Below are 26,795 nucleotides of genomic sequence, written 5' to 3' on the forward strand. Positions count from 1 at the left end.
GCGCGACTTTCCAAAGCGCGGGCCCATGGGCCATAATCGGCCCCATTCGCCGCATGGGGTGCTCATGACCTTTCAGGAAATTCTCCGCCGACTGCAAGACTTCTGGGCCCGCCAGGGCTGCGTCATCCTGCAGCCGCTGGACATGCCCGTGGGTGCCGGAACCTTTCATCCGGCCACCTTCCTGCGTGCCATAGGGCCCGAGCCGTGGCGGGCGGCCTACGTCCAGCCCTCTCGTCGTCCGACGGACGGTCGTTACGGCGACAACCCCAACCGGCTTCAGCATTATTATCAGTTTCAGGCGGTCCTCAAGCCCAACCCAGAAGATCTCCAGGAGCTCTATTTGCAGTCTCTGGCAGAGCTCGGCATCGACCCCGCCCTACAGGACATCCGCTTCGTGGAGGACGACTGGGAGTCGCCAACCCTCGGGGCCTGGGGCCTGGGCTGGGAGGTCTGGCTGAACGGCATGGAGGTTACCCAGTTCACCTACTTTCAGCAGGTCGGCGGCCTGGAGTGTCGTCCGGTCATGGGTGAGGTCACCTACGGTGTGGAACGTCTGGCCATGTATTTGCAGGGCGTGGAGAGTGTCTACGACCTCACCTGGACGCCCGGGGTGAGCTACGGCGATGTCTACCACCAGAATGAGGTGGAGCAATCGCGCTACAACTTTGAGCTGGCGCCCGTCGAAGATCTTTTTTACCGCTTCGATCGCAGCGAGGCGGACTGCCGCGCCCTGGTGGCGCAGCGTCTGCCCCTGCCTGCTTACGAGCGGGTGCTGGAGTGCTCGCATACGTTCAACCTGCTGGACGCCCGCCACGCCATCGCCGTCAACGAACGCGCCCGATACATAGGGCGGGTGCGCAATCTGGCGCGTGCCGTCGCCGAAGTCTATGCCGACGCTCGGGCAGAACTGGGGCACCCCTTGCTGCGGAGGACCCATGCGACCGTCTGAGGACCTCCTCCTGGAAATCGGCTGCGAGGAATTACCCGCGCAGGAGCAACCCCGCCTGCTGCAGGCGGCGCCCGAGATTTTTCAGGGCCTTCTGGATGAGGCCGGGATCGCCTTTGGGGTCGTCCACGGCTTCGTGGGACCGCGCCGTCTGGCCCTCCTGGTGGAGGATCTGGCTCTGGAAACCCAGGCCCGCGAAGAATGGCGCCGCGGCCCCAGCCTCGATCGTGCCTTCACCGCAGACGGTCAACCCAGCGCCGCCGCCCTGGGCTTCGCCCGTTCCTGTGGCGTCGCCCCCGACGCGCTCGAGGAGCTGGCCACGGACAAAGGACCGGTGTTGGCCTTTCGCGTCGTCACACCAGCGCAGAGCAGTGCGCGCCTGCTGCCCGGGATCGCCCAACGCTGGTTGCAAACGCTGCCCTTGCGCAAACGCATGCGCTGGGGCGAGCGTGATGACCGGTTTTCCCGTCCCGTGCGCTGGCTGGTCCTACGCCTGGGATCCCAGGTCCTGCCCTGGCAAAGCTTTGGTCTGGAAGCTGGTGCTGCCAGTCGCGGCCACCGCGTGCACCACCCCGAGGCGGTGCCCCTGCCCGTGCTGCGCGACTACCCGACCCTGCTCCGCGAGGCCAAGGTACGGGCAGACTGGCACGAACGGCGCCAGCATATTCTTCGGGAGTTGAGCTGCCTTGCCGAAAAGTTGGGAGCGCAGGCCCTGCTGGACGACGCCCTCGCCGATGAGATCACCGGACTCAATGAGTGGCCCGTTGCCCTGGCCGGCAGCTTCGACCCCGATTATCTTCGGGTTCCCGAGGCCGTACTGCGCACGGTGATGGTACAGCACCAACGCTACGTGCCCCTGCGCGGTGGCGATGGTCGGCTGGCCCCGCACTACCTGTTCATCGCCAACATCGCCAGCCGTGATCCCCAGGTCGTCGTCCGGGGCAACGATCGCGTCCTGCGGGCGCGTCTGGCCGACGCCGCCTTCTTCTGGGATCAGGACCGGCGCCGGTCCCTCGCGAGTCGTCTGCCGGAGCTCGATGCCCTGCTCTTCCAGGATGGGCTCGGCAGCATGGCCGAGAAGAGCCATCGCCTGGAGGCTCTGGCCCGCAGTCTGGCGGTAGCGTTTGGCCTCGATCCCCGGGCGGCAGCGCACGCGGCACGCCTGTGCAAGGCCGACCTGCTGACGGGCATGGTGGGCGAGTTCCCCGAGCTGCAGGGCATCATGGGCGGACATTATGCCCGTCACGACGGCGAGGACGAGGCCATCGCCACGGCCATAGCCGAACAGTATCGTCCCGCCGGTCGCGATGATCCCCTGCCGGAGTCTCCTCTCGGGCGGATTCTGGCCCTTGCGGACAAGGCCGATACCTTGTGGGGATTCTTCGCCATCGGCCAGATCCCGAGCGGCGACCGCGACCCCTTCGGTCTGCGCCGGGCGGCACTGGGGATACTGCGTATCGCCCTGGAGGGCAGCGGGCTGTCGCTACGCCAACTTCTGCGGGCGGCTGCCGATGGCTATGGGGCGTCCCTCCACCTTGCCGATCCCGAAGCGGTAACGGAGTCGGCGTGGGCCTTCGTGCAGGAACGTCTGCGGGTACTGCTGCGCGACGAGGGTTTCGCCGCCGACCAGATTCAGGCCGTCCTCGCCGTTGCCGGCGACGATCCCATCGCCGCCCGGCGGCGCCTCGAGAGCCTTGCCGAATTCCTGCGCCTGCACGAGTCCGCCGATGCCCTCGCGGCCTTGATCAAGCGCATCAACAACCTCTTGCGCAAGGAAGATCTTGGCAGCCTGCCGCAGTGCAACCCCGATCGTCTTCAGGAGCCGGCCGAGATTGCCCTGTGGCGCGAGTATTCGGCACTGCAGGAGGCGCTGATCCCTCTGCTTGCCGCCGGGGATTTTGCCGCCAGCCTGGACCTGCTGGCCGGTCTGCGGTCGGCGGTGGACCGTTTCTTCCAGGAGATCCTCGTCCTCTGTGAGGATGCCCGCCTGCGCGCCAATCGTCTGGCCCTGCTCGCGCAGATCCAGAAAAGCTTCCTACAGATCGCCGATTTCTCCCTGTTGCAGGGCCGTTCGTGAGTCAGCTCATCGTCCTCGATCGCGACGGCGTCATCAACGAGGACAGCGACGCCTACATCAAATCGCCGGCGGAGTGGCGTCCCATACCCGGCAGCCTCGAGGCCATCGCCCGCCTCAAGCGTGCCGGCTACCTGGTAGCCGTCGCCAGCAATCAGTCGGGCATCGGTCGGCGACTCTTCGACATCCGTGCCCTCAATGCCATTCACGCCCGCATGCGACGTGAACTGGCTGCGGTGGGAGGGCGCATAGACGCCATCTTCTATTGTCCCCACCACCCCGAAGCCGGCTGCAGCTGCCGCAAGCCCCTGCCGGGACTTTTTCTGGAAATTGCCGAGCGCTTCCAGATCTCGCTGAGTCAGGTGCCCGCTGTGGGCGACAGCCTGCGCGATCTGCACGCCGCCCGCGCCGCCGGGGCCCGTCCCCTGCTGGTCCTTACGGGCAAGGGGCAAGGGGCCCGGAGCGAGGCCGAGGCCATGGGCGTACCCGTGTATGCCAATCTTGCCGAGGCCGTCGAGTCGATCCTCGGGCACTGAGCGCCGTGGGCCTGTCCATGGTGCTGCGCAGCACACTCTTTTATGTCGGGTTTACCCTCTGGACCCTGGCCTATGCGCCCCTGACGCCACTCGCCTGGCTGCTTCTGAGCCGAACCCAGCGCATTGCCTTCTGTGGTCTCTGGGCTCGGGTTGGGGCTCGCTGGTTATCCTGGAGCTGCGGCATCGGCGTCGACGTCCAAGGTGAGGCGCCCGCCCGGGATCGTCCGGTGGTACTCGTCTGCAATCACCAGTCGGCCCTGGAAACCCTGTTGTTGTGGCGCTATTTTCCGCGCATGGCGGTGGTCCTCAAGGCGGAGCTCCTGCGCCTGCCCGTGATCGGCTGGGCCCTGCCCCTGGCCTGGCCCATCGCCATCCAGCGCGAGGCCGGGCGCAAGGCTCTGGAGCAGGTCCTCAGCGAGGGCCGCAAACGCCTGGAAGCAGGACTGCCCGTACTCATCTTTCCCGAGGGTACCCGCCAGGCCTGTGGCGAGGTGGGCCGCTTCCACCAGAGCGCGGTCCAGCTTGCCCGGACCTGCGGCGTGCCCATTCAGACCATCGCCCTCAACAGCGGTTGCTTCTGGCCCAAGGGACAGTGGCGCAAGTATCCCGGCACGGTCCGGCTGGAGTTTGGCCCCGTCGTGCCCGTGAGCGACTCCAACGCCCGTTTCACGGCACTGCTGGAGGCACGCATTCGCAGCACCGTGGAGGCTATGCCGCGCGGCCCCGGCTTTCCAGTTGCAGATGCATCCAGGCCGCCACGGCGGCGGCGACATCCACCCCAGTAGCTTTCTCGATGCCCTCGAGGCTCGGTACCGGGTTCACCTCCAGTACCCGCAGACTACCGTCAGCGGCACGCATCAGATCCACGCCGGCAAAGTCGAGATCCAGGGCGGCGCTGGCACGCCGGGAGAGCTCCTGTACCTGCGCGTCCAGAACCCCCAGATCCCAGGCGCGCGCCTGACCGCCGCAGTGGAGGTTACTGCGGAAGTCCTGCGCAGACGCCCGGCGCTCCATGGCGGCCAATACCCGATCGCCCAGGACGATGACCCGCAGATCGCTGCGCCCCGGCAGGAACTCCTGCACCATGGCCTCGTGCTGCAGGTGCAACAGGGTATCCAGGAGCGCGCTGGCCACCTCTCGCGACTCCGCGAGGTTTACTCCAACCCCCTGCGAACCCGACAGGAGCTTTACGACCACCGGCGGCGCTAGGGTATCGAGCAGCGCTTCCTTCTGGCTGGCGTGGGCAAAATAGGCGGTTCTGGGCACCGGTAGACCAGCCGCCTGCAGGATCTGCAGAGAGCCGAACTTGTCCCGGGCCGCCAGCAGGGCATCGGCATCGTTCAGACAGTACCTGCCCTGGGCCGCAAAATGGCGGAGAATGCGCGCGCCGAGCTGCGTCAGGGGACTGCCTACCCGCGGCAGGACCGCTGCCACCTCGACCACGCCGACGTCGCGGTGGCGCCAGGTAAATTCCCCATCGAGACCAAGGATGAACTCCTCGGGGGCGAGTCGGAGCACCGCAAAACCACGGTCCTCCAGGGCCTGCTGCAGCCGCCGCGTCGAGTACAGCTCCGGCTGACGCGACAGCAGCGCGACGGTATCCACCCCGCTCACGCAGAAGGACTGGGAGCCGCACGAAAGCGTAGCAGCGGCAACTCACCGTGGGCGATGGAACGACGAATGAAGGCCGCTCGACCAGGCTCTCGTCGCTCCAAGGCTGCCTCTCCCTCCGCGGCGCAGCCCAGCAGAGCGCTGAACAACACCTCCAGCTCCAGCGCATCCACCCGCAAGGACTCCGGCTCAAGCCCCGGACTGCGCCAAAAGAGATTGCTCGCCCAGCCCTTGGCGCGGATGGCGGGCTCCGCGTACCAGCGGGCACAGCGATGCGCTATGGCGGCAAAATCGGCGGGATCCTCGATGGCCATGGACGTACCTCGTGCGTATGCAGACGTGGACGAGCATAGAGCATTGGGTTTGGCAAGGGAACATAAGTGGAGCATAATGATCAACTATAAAAAGGACAGAGCAACCGGTAACGACGATTGGCGACCCGCGGGGTCAGCAAGGAGTGACGGATATGAGTGAGAACACGACGCAGCAAGGGGTGGCTGGGCACGGTGCCTTTTTTCAGGATACGAATCTGAAGGCCGAGGAGGCCGAGGCGGCGACGGCCTGGGTGCGCAGTCACGTGGACCGGCGCACGGTGGATCTGGGCGAGCGCATGGACGACATCCGTGAGCACATGTGGGAGTTGGAGAAGGAGGGCGAGATCATCGTCCACCGCATCACCGATGCCCACAAGCCCGTGGAGGTGGAGACCCTTTTCGGCTGGAAGAAGCGCATTCCCACCAACCAGCTCTGGCACCACAAGAGCTGTGGGCAGTGCGGTAACATCCCGGGCTACCCCACGAGCCTCATGTGGTTCATGAACAAGTTCGGCATCGACTACCTCGACGAGACCGATCAGACCTCCTGTACCGCCTGGAACTACCACGGTTCCGGCATCGGCAATGTCGAGTCCCTGGCGGCGGTCTTTTTGCGCAACTTCCATCAGGCCTACGTCTCGGGCAAGCAGCACGGCTTCGAGAACGGCCACTTCTACCCGCTGGTGCACTGCGGCACCTCCTTTGGCAACTACAAGGAGATTCGCAAGTACCTCATCGAATCCGCCGAACTGCGCGAGAAGGTCAAGAAGATCCTCGGCAAGCTCGGGCGTCTGGTCGACGGCAAGATCGTCATCCCCGAGGAAGTGGTGCACTACAGCGAGTGGCTGCACGTCATGCGCAATCGCATTGCCAGTGAGTTGCAGACCATCGACATGAGCAACATCCGGGTGACGGTGCACGCCGCTTGCCATTACTACAAGATGGTGCACGAAGACGCGGTCTACGATAACACCGTTTTGGGTGGCAACCGCACGGCGGTGGGCACCTCCGTGGCCCAGGCCCTGGGGGCGCAGGTCATCGACTACTCCACCTGGTACGACTGCTGCGGCTTTGGTTTCCGCCACATCATTTCCGAGCGCGAGTTTACCCGCAGCTTCACCATGAACCGCAAGATCAAGGTGGCGCGGGAGGAGGCCAAGGCGGACGTGATGATTGGCATCGACACGGGCTGCATCACCACCATGGACAAGAACCAGTGGATCGGCAAGGCGCACGACATGAACTACTCCGTGCCCATCATTGCCGACGTGCAGTTGGCGGCTCTGGCCTGCGGTGCCGATCCCTTCAAGATCGTGCAGCTGCAGTGGCACGCCTCGCCCTGCGAAGACTTGGTGGAAAAGATGGGCATCAGCTGGGACAAGGCCAAGGCCGACTTCCAGGAATACTTGAAGCAGGTGGAAGCGGGCAACGTGGAGTACCTCTACAACCCCGAACTCGCCACCAATCAGCACATCAATATGAAGACGGGTTCCTGAGCTCCAGTACCCCGGGAAGAGCCCCGCCCCCGGCGGGGCTTTTTTTGTGCGCAAACGAGCTTATTGCGCCATGGAAAGCTTCAATGACCGAAAAACTCCCAGGGCACGGACTTTTTCAGGTATGCTCCAGCAGGTGTCGTTCAAGACCATTCCGAGACCAGAAGGAGAAGTATCGTGGATCATCAGGAACTCAACAAACGGTGTGTGGAACTCTTCCAGAATGCCAACGTCCGTCGGCGGATGTGGGATGCCCGGATGTTCTGGCGAGTCGGAGACCGCATGAATCCCACCCCCGAGGAGTTGACCCAGCCGAAGGTCGATCCCTGCGAGCTGGAGGTCATGCTGGCCACCGCCGCCCTGACGGAATCTCAGTGTGCCCCTGAGTTGGACAAGAAGGAGCCCGGCCGTGCCGCCTTCATCCAGAGGCAGGTGCGCGAGGGCATGCGGCCGCTGCTGCGCCCGGCTCAGTGAAGCACGGGGGCGGGGCCTCGGTTTGCGGACGGCGGCGGCGCCGCCAGTAGGGGTTGGATGCGCCGCTCCCAGGATGCGAAGCTCGCCTCGCCCACCTGCCGGTAGACGATTTTACCCTCTCGATTCACCAAAAAGGTGGTGGGCGTCAGATTGACCTCACCAAAGGCCCGAGCCGCTTGGCCCTGGGCATCGAATAGGAGCGGATACGGTACGTTGTAGTAGGCGGCCACCGTCCGTTCGCCTGCAACGCTGTCACTGGGCAGACCAATACCGACCACCTGCAATCCTTCCTTGCCATAGACCTGCTGCAGGCGGATCAACTCCGGCAGTTCGGCGATGCAACCGGGGCAATCGCTGGCCCAGAAATTCACCAAAAGTACGTGACCGCGGTAGTGGTCAAGGTCCACCCGCCGCTCACCGAGATCAGACAACGCCAGGCTCGGCATGGTCATGCGCAGCCTTCCGCCGGAATCCTGTGGCCACCAGAGCCAAGCCGCAAAGCCCAGCAAGGCCAGCAGTGCGAGTCCGCTGAGAACCAGGCCCAGACGATTGGTTACCGTTGCCGTTTGGTTCATGCGATCAGGGCGTCCACCGCCTGGGCGCAGAGGATGTCGTTCTCCGTAACCCCGCCCACCGAATGGGTCTGAAAACGTACCAGCACGTAGTCGTAACCCACCTGCAGATCGGGATGATGGTCCTCACGCGCCGCAATCCAGGCGATGGCGTTGACGAAGGCCATGCTTTCGTAAAAGTTGCGAAAACGGAAACGGCGCTCAATGCCCGCATCCTTTACCTGCCAATCGGTCAGTGCCGCCAGGGATTGGGTCAAGGCCTCTGGCGACAGGGCCGACACCCCGCCCTCGCAGGCCGCACACCGTCCCGGACGCAGATCGCTCGGTCTTCTTTCCATCGCTTGGTCTCCCCCATTCACGCTCCCATGCTATCCTAAACCCGTTTGCACGGAAGACCAAAAGTTTTCGGAGGTGCCATGGCCGGCAAAAATCCCCAGCTTCTCACTACGCCCGATGGCAGCGACCACGTCTTACTGCACTCGTGCTGCGCGCCCTGCGCGGGGCCCATCATGGACGATATTCTTGGCGCGGGCATCCGTTTTACCGTACTTTTTTACAACCCCAACATCCACCCCAAAGCGGAATACACCCTGCGCAAGGAAGAAAACATCCGTTATGCGCAAAAACTCGGGGTAGACTTCATCGATCTGGATTACGACAAGGACCGCTGGTTCGAACGGGTCCGCGGCCTCGAGTGGGAGCCAGAACGCGGTGCCCGCTGCACGGCCTGTTTCGACATGCGCTTCGAGCGCTCAGCGCTATTCGCCGTGGAACATGGTTTTACGGTTTTCACCAGCACCCTGGGCATCTCCCGCTGGAAGGACATGAACCAGATCAACGCCTGCGGCCACCGCGCGGCGCAACGCTACCCCAATCTCCATTACTGGGACTACAACTGGCGCAAGCAAGGTGGCAGCCAGAGGATGATCGAGATCGCCAAGGCCGAGCAATTCTATCAGCAGGAATACTGCGGTTGCGTCTACTCCCTGCGCGACAGCAACCGCCACCGTCTGGCCCAAGGACGGGGCAAGATCGTCCGCGGGGTAAAGTTCTACGGTCGCGAGTCCTGAGACCCTACTGAACCCGCTGGGCCCGCGCGCAGCGGCATCCACAGTCGGTATTCGTCGCCGGGCCCCAACAACTCCAAGGTCGGATAGTGAATGGTCGTGCCGCTGGCCTTGCCCCAGCGCTCCAGAGCCGCGTAGGCCTTCCAACTGGCCACGGCGGGGTTGGCGCGCACCCGCACAGCCACCACCCGTTGCGCGGGCCAGGTACCGCGCTGCCACCCCGGAGGGGTCGCCTGTGTCGCGGTCACGAGGACTCCCAATTGGGCATCCACCTGCGTGCTGCCGTCGGCGGCACGCCGCTCGGCATCGATGAGGGTCAGCACCGATGCCCCGCGCATGGCCGGCGGCAGGCTCTTGAGGTCATCTCGGCGCGCCTTTTCCATGGCGTGGAAGCTTCCGGAGAATGGTCGGTAGATGTAGCTCAGGGCAGGACTCGTCTCCGTCTGCACTGAGGCGCCATTGAAGACTCCCAGCCACCACAGACTAAAGAGCAAGAGCCCTAGAAACACCAGGAAGGGGCCTCCCCAACCGCTGCGCCAGTCGCGCTTAGGACGCACCCGCGTTGCCTCAGTCATGACGAAAATGCTCCAGACGCTGCCAGTCAAACTGGGGACCGGGATCCCATTTGCGTCCGGGAGCGACCTCGGAGTGTCCGGCAATGGCATCCCCGGCTAGGGTCGGATAGCGCTGGCGCAAGGCGCCCAGAAGCCCATTGAGGCTGTGGTACTGAAGCTCTGCAAAGGGCTCCACGGCGTTACCCTCCAGTTCTATGCCGATACTGAAATCGTTACAGGCGGAGCGGCCACGCCAAGCCGAAACCCCAGCATGCCAAGCCCGCCCATCCGTAGGTACATGCTGCCAGATTTTGCCCGTACGCTCTATGAAAAAGTGCGCGGACACCCGCAGCTCGCGCAGTTGCGCGTAATAAGGGTCCGCCGCAAAGTCCAGGAGCCCCTGAAAGAAGCGTTGCACCTCGCCGGTCCCAAAGCGATCGGGCGGCAGACTGATGGCGTGGATGACGATGAGCTCCACCGCCGACCCCAGAGGGCGATCGTCCCAGTGCGGCGATGGCGCGCGCTGTGCATTGGCCCACCAGCCATCCTCCCAAGGCTCCGCGCTCACGGCAGCTCCTCGGCAGGCCACTGTTCACGGGCCTTGAGCCAGGCGTCGAGGGCGGGAAGCCGAGCCTCCACCTGGATGGGCCGCTGGTAGCGACCGTCCCGAAAGAGGAAAAGGGCCGGTAGATGATAGACCTCGAACTCGCGCGTGAGGCCCATGTCGATGCCGGCGTCCACTTCCCAGACCACCAGGTCCGATCGTTGTCGTTCATATTCCGATAGCAGGCGCCGCCAGTGTTTACAGGAGGCACAGCCCGCTGAACTGAAGAAGAGAATCACCCAGTCGCGGCTCTCGCTCATACGTTGCCAGAAACCGAGCTCCGACACTTTTTGCACCATACCGCCCCTCATAAAAAGACTTGATTATAATTTAGATATAGTCTAATATTCTTCTCGAACCGATTGGGTTCGTACACGACTCAGGAGTCTCTCATGGATAACCCGATGGAAGTAAGCCCCATTCGTACCCCGCGCATTGACGAACCGGCCCCGGAGTTCACGGCCCGCACCACGCACGGCCAGCGGCAACTCAAGGACTATCGTGGCAAGTGGCTGGTCCTCTTCTCCCATCCCGCGGACTTCACGCCAGTGTGCAGCACGGAGTTCATGGCCTTTGCCAAGCGCTATCCGGATTTTCAGGCGATCAACTGCGATCTGCTCGGACTGTCCATCGACAGCGTCCACGCCCACATTGCCTGGATGCGCAACATTCAGGAGAAGTTTGGCATCGAGATCCCCTTCCCCATCATCGACGACATCTCCATGGCCGTGGCCCACGCCTACGGCATGATCCACCCGGGGGCGAGCGACACCTCGGCGGTGCGTGCGACCTTCGTCATCGACGACAAGGGTATTCTTCGGGCCATGATCTACTACCCCATGAAGAACGGACGCTCCATCGACGAGATCCTGCGTCTCGTGAAGGCCCTGCAGACCAGCGATGCCAACGGGGTCGCCACCCCAGAAGGCTGGCAGCCCGGTGATAAGGTCATCGTGCCACCACCGGCAACCGTGGATGCCGCTAACGCTCGCCTGAAGGAAGGCTACGAGTGCACGGACTGGTACTTCTGCAAGAAGGACCTCTGAGGCACCCCGACCGGAGCGACACGACCGCGGGACTCGCCGGGAGTCCCGCGGTTTTTCTTGCTTGGCGCGCCCCACGACGAGACGGCTGCGCGGGTAACGGTCAAGAAACCAGCCTCAAAGCTGGGGGTGTTGGCGATCCGCTGGAGACTGCAAGCGATTCAAGGCGGAAACGTAGGCCTTGGCGCTGGCCACGACGATATCCGTGTCCGCACCCTGCCCGTTCACGGCCCGGCCATCCTTGGCCTGTAGACGCACCGTCACCTCACCCTGGGCATCGGTACCCGTGGTAATGGCGTTGACAGAAAACAGCAAGAGCTTGGCCTCGCTGCGGACGATGCGCTCGATGGCCTGGAAGGTCGCGTCCACTGGTCCGCCACCCACCACGCTTTCGGTCTTGGCCACCCCATCCACCCACAGCTCCACCGTCGCCTCCGGGTGAGCGCCCATTTCGGAGCAGACCCGCAGGTAACCGAGACGATAGCGATCCACCGCCTCTTCCTGCAGTTCATCGCTCACCAGGGATTGCAGATCCTCGTCGAAGATCTCGGCCTTGCGATCCGCCAGATCCTTGAAGCGGGCAAAGACCTGGTTGAGGGCCTCCCCCTCCAGGTGGATACCCAGAGCCTCCAGACGCGCCCGTACTGCCGCCCGTCCCGACAGCTTGCCCAGGGTGATGCGGTTGGTGGACCAGCCCACGTCCTCGGCACGCATGATCTCGTAGGTCTCGCGATGCTTGAGGACGCCGTCCTGGTGTATACCCGACTCGTGAGCAAAGGCGTTGGCACCGACGATCGCCTTGTTGGGCTGCACCGGAAAGCCGGTGATGGTAGACACCAGCTTGCTGGTGGCGAGGATCTGGGTAGTGTCGATGCGGGTACTGCAGGGAAAGACATCGGCCCGGGTGCGCACGGCCATGACGATCTCCTCCAGAGCCGCATTGCCCGCTCGCTCACCGAGGCCGTTGATGGTGCACTCCACCTGCCGCGCGCCGTTTTGTACCGCCGCCAGGGAATTGGCTACGGCCAGCCCAAGGTCGTTGTGGCAATGCACGGAAAAAATCGCCTGGTCGCTGTTGGGAATGCGCTCGCGCAAGGTGGCGATGAGACGGCCAAAGCGATCCGGCAGGTTGTAACCCACGGTGTCCGGGATGTTGATGGTGCGCGCCCCAGCGGCGATGGCCGCTTCGATAACCCGGCAGAGAAAATCCTCTTCCGAACGTCCGGCGTCTTCCGGCGAAAACTCCACGTCATCGCACAGATCCCGCGCCAATTTCACCGCGGCCACGGCCCGCTCGAGCACCTCATCGGGTGTCATACGCAACTTGGCCTGCATGTGCACGGGGCTCGTCGCAATGAAGGTGTGGATACGGCCTGCTGCCGCCGGTCGCAAGGCCTCGCCGGCGCGGCGGATGTCCTCCTCCCGGGCACGGGCCAGACCGCAGACCCGGCTATCCCGAACCGCCTCGGCGATGGCCTGCACCGCCGCGAAGTCCCCGGGGCTCGCCGCCGGAAAACCGGCCTCGATGACATCCACCCGCAGCCGCTCCAGCGCCTTGGCAATACGCAGTTTTTCGTCCCGGGTCATGGCCGCGCCCGGCGACTGCTCGCCATCGCGCAAGGTGGTGTCGAAGATGATCAAATGCTCTTTTTGCTGCATGACTGTCCCTTCCCGCATGGGCAATGGTATCGCAAATCAAAACCAGGAATGTACTGGACCAGAAGGCCGAAAAGAGAGTATTTAGCCCCAGAGGGGCAGCAGCCGTAGCCGCAGGAAGGCGGCGAGGAAGCGGGACGTGGCACGCGAAGGGATCTTCATAGGCGAGAGTCTAGCCCCTTGCGTCGGTCGCTGCAAGTTCCTGGTGATATTTCAGAATGCTGCTGGCCAGCTCCTCCACGGAGGTATTCGTGCTGTCAAAGACGGGTATGCGGGCCTTGCGAAAAATCCGCTCGGCAGCCCGGACTTCTCGGCGGCAGACGGAAAGTGCTGCATAGTGCGGCGAGGCGCGTCGTTTTTCACGAATGGTGTGCAGGGTCTCGGGCTCTATGGTCAGAGCCACCAGTTTATCCCGCCAGGCGACCAGTGGTGCCGGCAGATCGTCGTGCTCGAGATCCGCATCGGTCAGAGGATAATTCCCCACCTTCAGGGAAAAGTTCATGGCAAGGAAAAGCGCTGTCGGTGTCTTGCCACTGCGCGACACGCCCACCAGGATGAGATCGGCATCCGAATAGTGCTCGGGATGGATGCCATCGTCGTGCGCTAGCGCAAATTCCATGGCATCCAGCCAACGCTGATGAACCCCCTCCCCCGGCGGCCGAAACGCCCGCCCAAGCGTGTGTACGGAGGGTTGCGCCAGCTCCTCCTCCAGTGGCCCGATAAAGGCCTCAAAAAGGTTGAGGACAAAGGCGCCGGTACGCACGATTACGCGCTGCGCCGCCTCATCCACCAGGGTACTGAACACGATGGCCCGCTGACCCGTGCGCGCCTGACATTCCTCTATCTCACGCGCGGCCGCCTGGGCCCGTTCGAGACAATCCACAAAGGGGACTGCGCGTGTAGTGAAGCGAATACCCCGAAACTGCGCCAGCAGGCTCTTGCCGTAGGACGATGCGGTGAGCCCGGTGCGATCGGAGACGAAGAAGACCGAACGCTCTCTTTCAGATTCTGACATATCCCATCCTCAACCTGATGACCTCCCTCCACTGACTTGAGCGCTACATTTCTCGAATATCAACGCAACGTAGGCTGACTTATGAGCTATGAGTAGTTGGCACAGGATAGCATAACGCCAAATGTCATGTTTTTGTCATTAAATGTTCACAAAACTGTAACATTGTTCTGATAACCTGTTGCATGGATACCAAGAGAGCGGGCGATGCAACGTTACCTCAGCAGATCGGCGTGGGGGTCTGGATGTACTAGCCTGTGATCGTTGGTGTTTCGTACTCTCGAAGCTCGCTTGGAGACTTGGCATGCCGCAGGACATATCCCAATGTCGATCCATCGCCATCGTTCCGTCACAATGGCGTAAATCCGAGCGCGTCCATTTTAATCGAGATCTATCGTCAAGGGCTCGCTCTGTTGCGGCTTGCGGCTGCCACTCGCGTGCCAAGCAAACTCAAGCGGTATCGATGACCGGGTTTCAGCCCCGGGCGCACCGTACCACCAGATACATGAATGCGATAACGCAGATCGCCGAGGATACCATATCCGTAGTGGCGGTCCGAATTGCTCGACTTCTCAGACCCAATCAACCGCAAACCGTAATGGAGATGACCAGATGAAGAAAACCGCAATGATTCTAGCCCTCGCCGCTGCAGGAGTGGTGGAGGCGCCACTCGTTTTTGGATCCACACCGACCACGGACGACGGCACGGTACAGGTAGGTAAGGTCTCAAAGGTATCAAAGGCCGCGGCAGAGGCCAAAAAACACGCTCCGCTCAAGGCGCCTTACAGCGAGCATGTGATCAGTAAGAAGACGATCCGGAACGCCTCATCCATGGCCAATGCACAAACCATTCTCGCGCGCGAGCCCTCCATTAACGCCAGCTCTGCCGGACCCAATGGTGTACGTAGTACCATCACTTTTCGCGCCTTCAATAGTGGGCAGTTCTCTGAAACCTTTGATGGTATACCACTCAATGGTGCATTCAATGGCGGCGCAACCAACCAGGCTTCTGAGCGGAATGCGGTGCCATTGACACTGAACGATATAAGCTCCATCAACATCTATAATGGCATTAATAACCCGAGCGTGAACTCCTACAACTCTCTGGGCGGTACAATCAACTACCGTCCACGCCAACCCTCTCACAAGTTTGGAGGCTCGGTGGGCATCGGCTATGGAAGCTTCGGAACATTTCACTGGGACGCTTTAATCAATACGGGATCCCTGGATGGCTTCCGATCCCTGTTTGCGTACAACAGGCAAACGTCCAACGGCTGGTTAGCCAATGACGGCGACCAGAACACCAATTACTACTATGCTGGCGTCATGCCCTATAACCAGGACCAGTCCAAGGTCTACGCCTACGTGATCGTCAACAGGAACGTCGGCTATACCCCTCACAGTGTGCCACTCGCTCTAATCAATCAGTACGGTTACAACTATAACTGGCCCTTAAACTATAGCTACTCCTCACAGACGGACACGGAGCTCACAGCAATCCTTGGGGACAAAAGCTTGCTGAATTCCTTTACTCTGTTGAACGCGAAGGTGTACGCACAGAATAATAACTACCACCGCACCTCGTATACAAACCCGGCTTACGATCAGAGTGCCTCTCAGCCTTACTATCTGCCAAATCAGAGCACTGGCTATCCCTTCTGGCTGAGCTATCCGGTACCACCCACCTACGTGCCAGCAAATGTATTCGGCTCAACTCACTATGGTACCGACTACCATCTCTATGAAGAGATACGAAACACCTTGGGTTTCCAACCTTACCTGCGTTTTGCCCTGCCACACAACACGGTGACTGTCGGTGGCAACGTCAACTACAGCATGGAGCACTCGGCAGAATTTTGGTACGGTGCCTACAACATGCCGAAAATCGGCGGGTACAACAATGCCTGGGACGAGCACGACGAGCGGCTCCTGGCATCCGTCTATGTCCAGGATAACATCAGCCTGCTGGGTGGCGCTGTGCACATCACCCCAGGTATCAAGTACCTGTATGGATATACGGTGAGCTCTGACGATATCGGATTTTACTACCCCATCGGCGGCAGCGTCTCGGGATCGTCCGCCTACACATCGCCAACTATCGCCATAAGCTACTCCCCCATCAAGCACGTGAGCGTCTACGCTGCCTACGGCAGAAACATCAAGTTCCCGAACATTGGTGCCTACTACAATAACATTGGTGAGCAGGACAACGCTGGCAACTATGTGGTAGTGCCAGAGAAGGTACAGCCCGAGTACGTATCGGACTATGAAATCGGTGTTCGTTACGCGAATCAGGGGTTGCACGCCTCTGCCGATCTGTATCGGGAGGACTTCAAGAATACCTTCATCAATGTGACCAACGCCCAGGGCCTCAGCGCGACCTTCAACGGCGGCTCGTCCCGTTACGAGGGCGGCGAACTGTCCATTGAGAACAACTTTGGACATCTTCTTTTTGGAGATTGGAAGGCCTTCGCCAACTATTCCTATAACCAAGCCGTGTTTGAGTCCTCCTTCAACTCATCCTACGCCGGGACCGTTGAGGCCGGTCAGCCGCTGGCAAATATTCCCAAAAATATGATCAATGTTGGTGTCGACTTTGCCCGGGGCCGGTTCGGCGCCCAACTGGAAGGCAAATATGTATCCTCCCAGTATGTCAATCAACAGCTTGCGGGAACGCCAGGCAGTCTGCAGATCCCTCCCTACTTCATTCTGAACCTTGGGCTCCAAGACACCATACCGGTCGGCTATGGATACATCAAGAACGTCAAATTGACTCTGGATATCGATAATCTCCTCAATCGCCATTACTATCCCCGTGGCTTTGAGGATACAGACTACTTCGGTAACAACTACCTCTCGGTTCTCAACGGTATGCCGCGGTATGTATTTGGTAGTATAACTGCCCGGTTCTGAAAACCTGACGAGGATGGGGACGGAGCGCGGGTGGCTTTGTCGTGCCACCCGCGGCCTTGTTGCGTCGGCACGAGTTTGGGGACTGCCGGTATTCCGGGCGTCTCAGCTATCCTCGTCGAGCCAAAGCTTACGTTGCATACTAAGGATCCCACGTCATCCGACGGAAACACTTTGGGAATCGCCGGAGACGGGAAAGTCACATTCCTTGTGCTCGTCACATGGGTTGGGCAGCAGGTTGCGTACCGACGTCCAAGTTGGTCAACAATCCCTCGCAAGCTGCAACGAGCGTCGTGAGATGGTCGAAGACCTAACGATCTCGGAATCGTTATCGGATTGGATAGAATATGTAATCGCGAACAACGCTCTCAGCCATCGTCTTCAAGAGAAAAGGAGCCTCATCTTGGATATACGTCGAAAATTACTACCCCGGCCCGTCTTAATCGCTGTTTTGGTGCTTGGCTTGCATGCGCCAGCCGGATTTGCGTCTCCCGTCGTACCAGTCTACCACAATGCCGGTAGCATTTCGGCGCCGACCTCGATTCCCGAGCGGGATACGCGGGATGTTCTGCATCCCATAACCGTGAACGCCACCGACAAAGACTGGGTGACTCACGTCCTGCCGACGGGACGCATCGTGTCGCCAGTAGGTACGGTGGATGGGACACCAAACTTTGCAACGAATGTCGTTGCTCTGGGTCCGGATCACATCGCCGTCCTGGCCAACGGCGCTACACGCGCGCAGACGGTGACGCTCTACGACACCAAGACCCTACGGGCCGTCGCTCAGTTGGCGGCCTACAAGGAGAACGCGGACCCACGCGCTGCGTCATCGACGCTGAGCACCGTAGGCCACCAGAGCCTTTACCAGGGGATCGCAACGGGACCGGATCACACCTTCTTTACGGCGGGCGGTGACAGCAACGACGTTGCCGAGTTTCGCTTTGAGGACGGAAAAATCCATCTGCTGCGCCGCTACCCTTTACAGTGGCAAGCCTTTCCCAAGGATCAGTACCCCTACTACTACCAGGGGGAGCGCAAGCCGGGAAAAGCGCGGCTTTTTTATCCCGATGCCGTAGCTCTCGGGCCGAATCGTCGGCACCTTTTCGTCGCCGGCATGCTCAGTAACAGTGTGGCGCGCATCGACCTCAAAACGGGCCAAACTCAGTACCTCAATGTCGGGCCTTACCCCTTCGCCCTGACCCTGGCCGATGGCGGCAAGCGGCTGGTCGTCAGCCTGTGGGGGGCCGATGCCGTGGCGGTTCTGGATCCCACCGACTTCAAATCCCTAGGCACCGTCGCCGTGGGTCCGCAGACCGGTCCAGATAACCTTGCTGCCGGCGTCCACCCCACGGCTTTGGTGGCGCGGACGGATGGCCCGCAGGTGTACGTTGCTTTGGCCAACACCGACCAGGTGGTGGAGGTCGACAGTCAGACTCTGAAGAGCACGGCGGTGCTCAACGACAGCCCTTACCCCGATGCCCCGCCCGGCTCTTATCCCGACGCTCTGGCCATTGCCGATGGTAAGCTCTTTGTGGCCAATGCCGGCAACAACGATGTGGCCGTCTACGACCTGGCCAGCGGCAAAGCCCTGGGTTTGATCCCCACCGGTTGGTATCCGACAGGGATGACCGTCAGCCAAGACGCGCTCTATGTCGTCGCCGCCAAGGGCCTCGGCACCGGCCCCAATGTCCAACACCAATGGGTTGGCAACATGATGGATGGCCTGGTCCAAAAAATTCCACTGAACGAACTCTCGGAAAAACTTCCGGGATGGACCAAAGCGGCACTCGACAACGATGGCTTTTCCGAGCCACAACGCAGGGCACGGGAAGCGGAAGACCAAAAAGTCACCGGATTTTTACGCAAACACATTCGTTACGTCGTCTTCATCCTCAGGGAGAACAAAACCTTCGATGAGGATTTCGGCGACTACAAGCCCGCGGGCGCCTGGGCCGACTCCAAACTCGATCTGTATGGTCCGAGGCAAGTCCCCAACCTGTACGATCTTGCCCATCATTATACCCTGTTCGTGAATTTCATGGCCGATGGTGAAGTCACCGCTCAGGGACACCAATGGACGACGGCCGCCAGCGATTCGGACTTTGTGCAGCGGACCTGGCCGGAGTACTATTCCGGGCGCGGACTCGTGGGCAACCCCGGCTGGACGCAGCCCCTCATTCCCGTGGGCGCGCCTGGGAAAGCGGATTTCCATCCGAGTTCCGATAATCCCTACTCGGACTATCGGAACCTTTCTGCTTTGGGCAAGTGGACAAATCCCTGGATCAGTTATCCCGAGCGTTTGTTCCTTTTTAACGATCTTCTCAATCACCACGTCTCTTTTGAGGACTTTGGGGAGTTTGTTTCCCGCTCCGAGGCGGGGAATATTTCTGCGGCCATGAAGCAACATTTGGCCACCGGTTTCCCCGGTTGGGATCGGATGATTTTGGATACCTACCGGGAGAAAGTGGCGGAAAACTGGTTGAAAGCCCATCCCGGCGCCAAGTTCCCCCATTTCATCTACATCTGGCTGCCGGACGACCACACCGCTGGGCGCGCGCCCTGTTATTACACGCCGGACTATTATGTGGCCAACAACGATTATGCGACGGCCAAATTCATCCATTATCTCTCGACCACGCCGCAGTGGAAGCACATGGTCGTATTCCTCACCGAGGACGACGCCCAGTCCGGGGCCGATCACATCGACGCCCACCGTACCCTGGCCTTGGCCATGGGTCCCTGGGTGAAACAGGGTTTTCTGGAGACCAATCTCTACTCCCAAGTCAACATCCTCAAAACCACCGAGGCCATTTTCGGCCTACCTCCCATGTCGCAATGGGATCAGAATGCCAGTGTCTTTCGTGGCATATGGACCGATCATCCGGATTTTGCGCCAACGCCCAAACCCACTCCCATCCAGATACCGGTGGCCTTCAACAGCGGTGCGTGCACCAACGTCAAGCTTTTGCGACGTGAGGTCGGCATGACCGGACACTCCCTGAGCGGAAAGTGGTTCAAAGAGCACGAAGATACTCTGGAGGCCAAGCTACCGCCTTTGGCCAAGGACGTGCGCTATAGCCCGACCACACTACTCAAAGTGCCGGGGCCGGAGCAAATGAAGCAGGAGTGGGTCGCAGCCAAAGGGGAGAAGTCCTACGACCAGGTAATGGCCTACCTGCGCCGGATAGCCGCGAAACACCACGCCCCGCTCGCTGCATTCCGCGCCGGGGAGGACGAGTAAGAAATAACCCCCAAGGATCGGTTGATAGTTGCCGACGGAGCGTCTGGCACCACTGGCGGTAAGCCAGATCGGCTATAATCGGTTCATAGTGGAGCGAACGTGCCAGGAAGTCGGTGAACCACAGCCGCCGATTCCTGGGTAACACCGAGGGAGGATACGGACTTGCGATACCTGACGCTGTTTTTCCTGTTCGTTCTATCCTCGACTCCGGCTTTCGGCGGCAGTGCGCCAGCAAAGCAACATACGTGGACGCTCCCAGTCGCTCCCGGACAGAGCCTGCGCATCAAGCTACCCGTCCAGGACTGTACCATCGTATCCACTCCCGGAACCGACTTGAAGGTAGTCTGGCGGTTGTGGGACGAATCCGGTTCTGCCGTACCGGTCACCACCGCGCGCAAGCTCATGATTTCTGTGACAACGGATAGACATGTGGTTCTGGTCCACGGATTGGATGACGCCAACCTGGCATCCAGCAATACTACGTGGGAAGGAATCCCTCAGGGTCTGGATGACATCGTCAACTTGCCAAATACCATACGGATCTGGATGAGCAAGGACACCCCCTCGGACGTCTCCAGCACGGCGCTCTCCACTACCGTTCACGCATCCGTAACCGTATATGTACCCGAGCCTCTTCCGGTGAATGCGCAGCTGGGGGTTGGTAATTTTCGCTTTATGAATCCGCAAGCGACCACGCCAATTACCGTCCACGATGGGGTTGGAGCGGTGGACATCGTTTCGGATTCGAGGACGATTGACGCGTCAACGGGCACGGGCGCTCTCCGTGTGCACCAATATGCCGGCGCACGGACAACGCTGACGACAGGCTCTGGCCCCGTGCATTGGACGGGATCGACGCAACTTTTACGAGTCCGCTCGGGTGTGGGTAATATTGAGCTACGTGCAAGCCCGTTGCCCGCCAACGCCGATATATATGCACAAACCGGAACGGGTAACATTTCTGTCTGCTTTTCCCATAAACAAGCATTGAATGCCAGCATCATTACGGGGCTCAAAGAACCCGATGTCCACTATCCGGTTACCCCCATAAAGATCACTGGGCATGACTACCGATTCGGGCCACAACGCAGCGCCGCGCGAGTTCGCCTCAAAAGCGGGACAGGAAAAGTCGACCTGCGTTTGTGCCCATGATTTTGCGCGAAATCTTGGATGCCTGGGCGATACATTCATCTTTACAAAGACCCTCACACACCCAGATACTGGAAATGGTGGATATCGCCAAGCTGACGGAACCGCTCATACTGCTTTTGGCCTTGGTCAAGTGACCCATTTTACTGGTACAGGGCATGCTTCGGCATGCCGAGCCGGTGTGTCGAGAGCATTCCTTTGAGCGCGCTTCCCTTACAGATCAACTCCCTGGTTTTTCTATTTTAGCTGGTCTTTCCATGACTCTCCGCCACGGTCGCAGTCTTCTTTTCCGTTTGCGAACAGGAAGCCTAAAACCGCACGGGCACGTAATGAGCGCGTAGGTCGCCGAGCTTTGCTCGCACAAGCGACGGACTAAGGCGTACCCACGTCGACGAGCGCCTCGTCCACCAGTTCCAGCCAGTGCACCACTGGTACCCTGGCTTCTTGGGCAAGGTACAACTGGCAGCCGACATTGGCGGTGGCAATACGCTTGGGCTCGTCCTTCTCGAGCCTATCCAGCTTGTTCCGGCGTAACTGCGCGGCAAGCTGTGGTTGCAGTAGGGAATAGCTCCCGGCGGAACCACAGCACAGTTCGGCATCGCCGATCTCACTGAGTTGGTAGCCGAGGCGCGTCAGGATTCCCTCCACGACGCCCGCCAGTCGCTGTCCATGTTGCAAGGAACAGGGGGCGTGAAAGGCGATGCGCCCCCGCGCGATGCCCGGAATGGACCGCGCCCCCAGTTCACGAGCCAACCACTGCGAGGGGTCACAGGCAATTTCGGCGATCCGGGCGGCCTTGGCGGCATAGGCAGGATCGTCCTCCAGGTAGTGGCCATAGTCCTTGACCACACTGCCGCAGCCACTGGCGCTCACGAGAATGGCCTGGGCACCGTCCTCGAGATACGGCCACCAGGCATCGATATTGCCCCGCATGAGGGCCCTGGCCTCATCCCAGGCGTCCAGGTGCAGACTCAGCGCTCCACAGCACGTCGCCGTAGGGGCAGACCTCAAGTCCACACCCAGGCGTTGCAGTATCCGCGCCAGGGCGGCGCGGGTGGCAGGCGTTGCCACGCTTTGAACGCAGCCGTCCAGATGCAGCACGCGCCGGCCGGCGGAGGACGCAACGGCAACTTCCGACCGTGCAGAGTCCGGCGATTCTGCCGGAAGGGGTGGCAAAGTGCGCGCCAGTGATGCCTTCAGCAGGGGTTTGAACACCCGACCAAGGCCAAGGGCAGCGCGAAAGCGCTTGGGCTCGGTGACCACGTAGCGAAGCAGACGACGCTCGAGGGCCGCCCGCGGCGGACGCGGCAACGCTTGGTTCTGTAGGTGGCGGCCGATCTCCAGAAGGCGACCGTAGCGCACGCCCGAAGGGCAGGTGGTCTCACAGGCGCGACAGCCGAGGCAGCGATCCAGGTGCAGGCGGGTCGTCTCCGTCGTCTGCTCCCCTGCCAGCAGGGCCTTGATGAGGTAGATGCGCCCGCGCGGGCCGTCCTGTTCGTCGCCAAGGATGCGGTAGGTGGGACAAGTCGCATTGCAAAAACCGCAATGCACACAATCCCGAAGGATGGACTCGGCTTCGCCGACCAAGGGGTCGGCGCGGTATTGGGGAGCAATCTGGGTTTGCATGGCTTTCCGTCACTATTCGACGTGCATGATCCGGACATCACAATCCGGCATAGAATCGCCCCGGATTGAGGATCCCCTTGGGATCGAAGGCGGCCTTCAGGCGCTGATGCAGGGCAAAGAGTGGCCGGGGTAGCGGCTCGAAGATATCAGTGTCCGCATTCGGCGTTGCGCCCGCGCGAAAGCAGGTTGTGTGTCCGCCCTGACGGTGTGCCCACTGCCGCACGGCCGTGGGATCGGAGACGGCACGTAACCAGCGCTGCTGTCCACCCCATTCCCAGAGGCTGACGCCAAAGTGCTCTGGCTGCGTGGGCGCGGCGGCTGGCAGGGACAAGCGCCAGAGGGAATCGTCCTTCTGGAAAAAATCGAGGCGCTGCTCACGCAAATCCTCCCAAAAGGCCGTACCCGCGTCGTCCTTCAGACTCTCGCCACCAATCGTTTCCGCGAAATTCCGTACCCGATGCTCCTGTCCCGAGAGACGCAGATAAAGGACGCCATCGAGGTAGGCACTGGCGCTGATGGGAGTACTCTGTAGCGCCCAGCGACGCATCGCTTCCAGGGCTCCCGCAGCCGAGCATTCCAGCACCCGCGTGTGCTCCACGGCTGGACGCGGCAAGACTTTCACCGTCACCTCGAGGATGAGGGCGAGACTGCCGAGGGAGCCGGCCATCAAGCGCGCGACGTCGTAACCAGCGACGTTCTTCAATACGGTGCCGCCAAAGCGGAGATCTTCCCCCAACCCATTGAGGACACGCACACCCAGGATGTGATCCTTGACGGCGCCGGCGTAGGGACGACGCGGGCCGGAGAGACCACAGGCGATGGTACCGCCGATGCTGGCGTTCGGGCCAAAGCGGGGGGGCTCGAAGGGGAGCATCTGGCCCCGCTCCGCCAAGGCCGCGTCGATCTCACGCAACGGGGTACCGGCACGGGCGGTGAGGAAGAGCTCGCTGGGCTCGTAGGCCAGGATGCCGCGGTGCCGACCGAGGTCCACGACGCCATCGGCACACACGGGCCGACCATAGAAGGACTTGCTGCCGCTGCCGCGGATCTCGAGGGACTGGCCCTTGGCGAAGGCCTCGCGCACCTGCGCGCGGAGCTCGGCGCTACCATCCATATCAAAAGCGCTCCAGCTCCGGAAAGGGCAGACTACCTGCATGCACATGCATGGCCCCGAGCTCGGCGCAACGGTGCAGCGTGGGGACGGCTTTGCCGGGATTGAGCCGCCCCTCGGGATCGAAGGCGGCCTTGATGCGATGCAGCTGCGCCAGCTCCTCCGGCGTGAACTGCACACACATGCTGTCCAGTTTTTCGACGCCAACACCGTGTTCGCCGGTAATGGTGCCGCCCACCCGCACGCAGAGTTCCAGGATCTCCGCTCCCAGTTGCTCCGCCTGCTGCTGCTGTCCCTCGACATTGGCATCGTAGAGAATGAGGGGATGGAGATTACCATCGCCGGCGTGGAAAACATTGGCGACGGGCAGTCCGAATTTACGGGAAAGCTCAGCGATTTGGGCCAGAACCTCCGCCAGTCGCACCCGGGGAATGGTACCGTCCATACAGTAGTAATCTGGAGCCAGACGGCCGACGGCGGGAAAGGCGGCCTTGCGCCCCTTCCATAGGGCGAGGCGGGTGGCCTCGTCGCGGGCGAGACGCAGGTCTTCCACACCGTGTTCGCGCAGAATGGTCTCCACCCGGGCTTGATCCGCCGCAATCTCCTGCGCATCCCCGTCCAGCTCGCAGAGGAGGATGGCCGCCGCCTCGCGGGGATAGCCGACGTGCACGAAATCCTCGGCGGCGGCGATGGCCAGGCGATCCATCATCTCGAGACCGGCGGGGAGGATACCGGCGGCGATGATGGCGCTGACGGCATCCGCCGCCCGCCCCACATCCCCAAAGGCCGCCAGGAGCAGCACCGTCTCTTCCGGCACCGGCAGCAGGCGCAGCTGGCAGGAGGTCACCACCCCTAGCAGTCCCTCCGAGCCGATGATCAGGGAAAGGAGGTTGTAACCGGGGCTATCGGGCGCGAGGCTTCCGATCTCGAGCCTTTCCCCACGGGCGTCCAGGACCTCCGCCGCCAGCACGTTGTGGGTGGTCAGGCCATATTTGAGGCAATGGACCCCACCGGAGTTTTCCGCCAGGTTGCCGCCAATACTGCAGGCAATCTGCGAGGATGGGTCGGGTGCGTAGAAAAGACCGTGCGGACGCGTTTTTTGGCTGATGGCCAGATTGCGCACTCCCGGGCCGACTCGGATGCAGACATTGGCAAAGTCGATGGCGTCCATATCCCGCAAGCGGGCCAGGGACAAAAGCACCGCCCCAGTGCTGGGTCGCGCACCACCGGACAGGCCGGTGCCCGCCCCGCGCGGCACCACGGCGACGCCATGACGATGGCAGATCGCCAAGACCGCAGCGACCGCCTCGGCCGTCTCCGGGAGGGCAACGCACAGTGGCGTCCCCCGCAGGGCGGACAGGCCGTCGCACTCGTAGGGCCGCATGGATTCAGGCTCGGTGAGGAGAGCTTCGGCGGGCAGGACCGCCGCCAGCGCCTCGATGACACCCACTTGCGGCGTTTTGGCTCGATTCATGCCCGCTCTCCGCGGAGACGGCGGCGTGCCCGCACCAGAGACGTGGCGTCGCCCACATTGCCCGGGAAGATCACCACGGGCAGGCGGGGATAACGGGGATGTTGGTCTGGACAGAGCAACACGGAGCAGCCCGGCAGGATCTGCCCCACCACCCGAGCCGTCGCCAAACCCAAACCAACACTCAGGGTATCGTTGGAGGTAATGCCACCTTTACTGATGAGAAAGGAGATATTTTCCGGCAGGGTTTGCACCAGCTCCATCAAAAAGGCGGAAACCGCCTCACCGAAAGCAAGGCGCTCACTTCGGTCGGCAAAGCGTCTTTCCTCACGGCTCGTAAAAATCACAGGATCCAGGCCGCGGCCAACGATCCCGCGAATCTTCTCTCGACACGCCTCGAGGTGGTCGGCGCGTGCCTCTCCCAGGGTCTGGTCCACTGCCACTTCCACACCCTCGACGCCGGGTTCCTGCAGGAGATGGGCCAGCTGCTCGCTGCTCTTACGCACGTGGGAACCGACCAGAATCACCCCCGGTCCGTCGCCACGGCGGTACTGTCCCATGGCCTCGGCCGCTACGGGTTGGGGCGGCAGATCGGCAAGGGCCGTGAGCAGGCTGGCGGCACTACGGAAGAGAAAACGCTTTCCCGCCGCCGTAGCCTCACGCACGGCCCGGGCAAAGATGGCCAGGTCTTCCGGCACTTCCGCGTCCACCACGACGCAGGCCTGGCCCCCTAGGCCGTGCAGCCGCGCGGGCAAATCGGCGCGTAAGTCTGCCCGGCTGAGGACCTGCACCTCGCGGGCGCGAATCCGACCGCCGGTTTTCTCTTCGACGTAATCCGGGAGATAGCTGTGGTGGAAGGCGAAAACCGAGTCGCGGGCAAACTCCGTCCGATGGACTGGAACGAGTTCGCCATCCTGGTGCAGGTAATGGGTACCGGAACGGGTGATGCGCCCACCCTCAAAAAAGGCCGGAACCAGAAAGAGCGCGTCGAAGGGACCGAGGACCTCTTGGATGACGTCCGTCTCCAGAGGGAAGTGACCGCGCAGGGTGGAATCGGAACGGCTTACCACCAGGCTTGCCGGCGCATTGCCTCGTCCCGCGGCCCGCGCCAGAGCCCCACGCACCGCTACGCTGATCTCGCGTGTGACGCGCGCTGCCTCGGGAGCCGTCAGGGCTCGGGTATTGCTGAGGATGAAAAAGAGCGGTGCGGCGTCGCCCATGGCCGCGTCGAGGGTGTCGTCATCCCAACGGGTCAGCAGCAGACATCCGTGGACGGTCTGCGACCCCGTGGGATCATCATCGATCACGATGATCTTGTCGGTGGCCAT

The 26,795-nt window shown here is 61.7% G+C and carries 24 protein-coding genes; 11 read left to right on the plus strand and 13 right to left on the minus strand.

The features are described 5' to 3' along the window. Positions 1–25: 25 nt before the first annotated feature. The 4 genes from glyQ to ACAty_RS11165 are packed head-to-tail and all read left to right on the plus strand — an operon-like array spanning position 26 to position 4,341. Entirely contained in the window at positions 26–949 is a 924-nt protein-coding gene (glyQ, locus tag ACAty_RS11150) for a glycine--tRNA ligase subunit alpha (protein ID WP_215846419.1), read from the plus strand. Next, a complete protein-coding gene (glyS, locus tag ACAty_RS11155; RefSeq protein ID WP_004868622.1) occupies positions 936–3,023 on the plus strand; it encodes a glycine--tRNA ligase subunit beta in 2,088 nt (695 codons plus the stop codon). The genes glyQ and glyS overlap by 14 nt, the downstream gene beginning before the upstream one ends. After that, positions 3,020–3,556, plus strand: a complete 537-nt coding sequence (gene gmhB / locus ACAty_RS11160) for a D-glycero-beta-D-manno-heptose 1,7-bisphosphate 7-phosphatase (RefSeq protein ID WP_004868623.1) — start codon at positions 3,020–3,022, stop codon at positions 3,554–3,556. Before glyS ends, gmhB begins: the two co-directional genes overlap by 4 nt. Positions 3,557–3,561: 5 nt before the next feature. After that, positions 3,562–4,341, plus strand: coding sequence for a lysophospholipid acyltransferase family protein (locus ACAty_RS11165; protein WP_064306482.1), 780 nt, complete (start codon positions 3,562–3,564; stop codon positions 4,339–4,341). On the opposite strand, the gene ACAty_RS11170 is transcribed toward ACAty_RS11165, so the two are convergent. Beyond that, positions 4,265–5,161 (minus strand): ATP-grasp domain-containing protein, encoded by an 897-nt coding sequence (locus tag ACAty_RS11170; RefSeq protein ID WP_004868625.1) that lies wholly within the window; start codon positions 5,159–5,161, stop codon positions 4,265–4,267. The genes ACAty_RS11165 and ACAty_RS11170 overlap by 77 nt on opposite strands. Before the next feature lie 5 nt (positions 5,162–5,166). Continuing rightward, the gene (locus ACAty_RS11175; protein WP_004868627.1) at positions 5,167–5,481 is read right to left on the minus strand and encodes a hypothetical protein; all 315 of its coding nucleotides are present in this window, start codon (positions 5,479–5,481) and stop codon (positions 5,167–5,169) included. Positions 5,482–5,633: 152 nt separating this feature from the next. On the opposite strand from ACAty_RS11175, the gene ACAty_RS11180 reads away from it, so the two are divergent. Together ACAty_RS11180 and ACAty_RS11185 are read left to right on the plus strand one after the other, a co-directional pair. Beyond that, entirely contained in the window at positions 5,634–6,977 is a 1,344-nt protein-coding gene (locus tag ACAty_RS11180) for a heterodisulfide reductase-related iron-sulfur binding cluster (protein WP_038472256.1), read from the plus strand. Between the two features lie 174 nt (positions 6,978–7,151). Beyond that, a complete protein-coding gene (locus tag ACAty_RS11185; RefSeq protein WP_004872502.1) occupies positions 7,152–7,448 on the plus strand; it encodes a hypothetical protein in 297 nt (98 codons plus the stop codon). Here ACAty_RS11185 and ACAty_RS11190 read toward each other — a convergent pair. Both ACAty_RS11190 and ACAty_RS11195 read right to left on the minus strand, forming a co-directional pair. After that, the gene (locus tag ACAty_RS11190; RefSeq protein WP_004872504.1) at positions 7,442–8,023 is read right to left on the minus strand and encodes a TlpA family protein disulfide reductase; all 582 of its coding nucleotides are present in this window, start codon (positions 8,021–8,023) and stop codon (positions 7,442–7,444) included. The genes ACAty_RS11185 and ACAty_RS11190 overlap by 7 nt on opposite strands. Next, complete coding sequence (locus ACAty_RS11195; protein ID WP_004872506.1) at positions 8,020–8,358, minus strand: 4a-hydroxytetrahydrobiopterin dehydratase; 339 nt, start codon at positions 8,356–8,358, stop codon at positions 8,020–8,022. The genes ACAty_RS11190 and ACAty_RS11195 overlap by 4 nt, the downstream gene beginning before the upstream one ends. 78 nt (positions 8,359–8,436) lie before the next feature. Here ACAty_RS11195 and ACAty_RS11200 point away from each other — a divergent pair, with 78 nt between their 5' ends. Next, entirely contained in the window at positions 8,437–9,090 is a 654-nt protein-coding gene (locus ACAty_RS11200) for an epoxyqueuosine reductase QueH (protein ID WP_004872507.1), read from the plus strand. Here ACAty_RS11200 and ACAty_RS11205 read toward each other — a convergent pair. From ACAty_RS11205 to ACAty_RS11215, 3 genes are read right to left on the minus strand one after another with little or no spacing between them, the layout of a single operon-like run. Beyond that, on the minus strand, positions 9,072–9,662 hold the full coding sequence (locus tag ACAty_RS11205; protein WP_038472260.1) for a hypothetical protein: 591 nt from the start codon (positions 9,660–9,662) through the stop codon (positions 9,072–9,074). The genes ACAty_RS11200 and ACAty_RS11205 overlap by 19 nt on opposite strands. Further along, positions 9,655–10,209: a 1,6-anhydro-N-acetylmuramyl-L-alanine amidase AmpD gene (gene ampD, locus ACAty_RS11210; protein ID WP_004867394.1), complete on the minus strand. Its 555-nt coding sequence runs from the start codon at positions 10,207–10,209 to the stop codon at positions 9,655–9,657. The genes ACAty_RS11205 and ampD overlap by 8 nt, the downstream gene beginning before the upstream one ends. Next, positions 10,206–10,544, minus strand: a complete 339-nt coding sequence (locus ACAty_RS11215) for a thioredoxin family protein (protein WP_014003405.1) — start codon at positions 10,542–10,544, stop codon at positions 10,206–10,208. The genes ampD and ACAty_RS11215 overlap by 4 nt, the downstream gene beginning before the upstream one ends. A 93-nt stretch (positions 10,545–10,637) precedes the next feature. Here ACAty_RS11215 and ACAty_RS11220 point away from each other — a divergent pair, with 93 nt between their 5' ends. Beyond that, positions 10,638–11,291, plus strand: a complete 654-nt coding sequence (locus ACAty_RS11220; protein WP_004868651.1) for a peroxiredoxin — start codon at positions 10,638–10,640, stop codon at positions 11,289–11,291. Positions 11,292–11,405: 114 nt separating this feature from the next. Here ACAty_RS11220 and ACAty_RS11225 read toward each other — a convergent pair whose 3' ends face one another. Together ACAty_RS11225 and ppsR are read right to left on the minus strand one after the other, a co-directional pair. Beyond that, on the minus strand, positions 11,406–12,947 hold the full coding sequence (locus tag ACAty_RS11225) for a 2-isopropylmalate synthase (RefSeq protein ID WP_014003406.1): 1,542 nt from the start codon (positions 12,945–12,947) through the stop codon (positions 11,406–11,408). A gap of 169 nt (positions 12,948–13,116) precedes the next feature. Next, positions 13,117–13,959 (minus strand): pyruvate, phosphate dikinase/phosphoenolpyruvate synthase regulator, encoded by an 843-nt coding sequence (gene ppsR, locus ACAty_RS11230; protein WP_004868660.1) that lies wholly within the window; start codon positions 13,957–13,959, stop codon positions 13,117–13,119. 609 nt (positions 13,960–14,568) lie between these two features. On the opposite strand from ppsR, the gene ACAty_RS11235 reads away from it, so the two are divergent. From ACAty_RS11235 to ACAty_RS11245, 3 genes are all read left to right on the plus strand, one after another. Next, on the plus strand, positions 14,569–16,869 hold the full coding sequence (locus ACAty_RS11235; protein WP_014003408.1) for a TonB-dependent receptor domain-containing protein: 2,301 nt from the start codon (positions 14,569–14,571) through the stop codon (positions 16,867–16,869). A gap of 580 nt (positions 16,870–17,449) precedes the next feature. Next, positions 17,450–20,110: a bifunctional YncE family protein/alkaline phosphatase family protein gene (locus ACAty_RS11240; protein WP_238323800.1), complete on the plus strand. Its 2,661-nt coding sequence runs from the start codon at positions 17,450–17,452 to the stop codon at positions 20,108–20,110. Between the two features lie 162 nt (positions 20,111–20,272). Next, positions 20,273–21,262, plus strand: coding sequence for a DUF4097 family beta strand repeat-containing protein (locus tag ACAty_RS11245; RefSeq protein ID WP_014003410.1), 990 nt, complete (start codon positions 20,273–20,275; stop codon positions 21,260–21,262). 369 nt (positions 21,263–21,631) lie between these two features. Here the strand turns inward: ACAty_RS11245 and glcF are convergent, their stop codons facing one another. Genes glcF through ACAty_RS11265 form a run of 4 tightly spaced genes read right to left on the minus strand, consistent with a single transcriptional unit; the run spans position 21,632 to position 26,795 of the window. Then, the gene (gene glcF / locus ACAty_RS11250) at positions 21,632–22,885 is read right to left on the minus strand and encodes a glycolate oxidase subunit GlcF (protein WP_004868668.1); all 1,254 of its coding nucleotides are present in this window, start codon (positions 22,883–22,885) and stop codon (positions 21,632–21,634) included. A 37-nt stretch (positions 22,886–22,922) separates the two neighbouring features. After that, positions 22,923–23,999: a glycolate oxidase subunit GlcE gene (glcE, locus tag ACAty_RS11255; protein WP_004868670.1), complete on the minus strand. Its 1,077-nt coding sequence runs from the start codon at positions 23,997–23,999 to the stop codon at positions 22,923–22,925. A 1-nt stretch (position 24,000) separates the two neighbouring features. Then, positions 24,001–25,470, minus strand: coding sequence for an FAD-linked oxidase C-terminal domain-containing protein (locus ACAty_RS11260; protein ID WP_004868672.1), 1,470 nt, complete (start codon positions 25,468–25,470; stop codon positions 24,001–24,003). Beyond that, complete coding sequence (locus tag ACAty_RS11265; protein ID WP_004868673.1) at positions 25,467–26,795, minus strand: four-carbon acid sugar kinase family protein; 1,329 nt, start codon at positions 26,793–26,795, stop codon at positions 25,467–25,469. The genes ACAty_RS11260 and ACAty_RS11265 overlap by 4 nt, the downstream gene beginning before the upstream one ends.

The organism is Acidithiobacillus caldus ATCC 51756 (assembly GCF_000175575.2).
Lineage (GTDB): Bacteria > Pseudomonadota > Gammaproteobacteria > Acidithiobacillales > Acidithiobacillaceae > Acidithiobacillus_A > Acidithiobacillus_A caldus.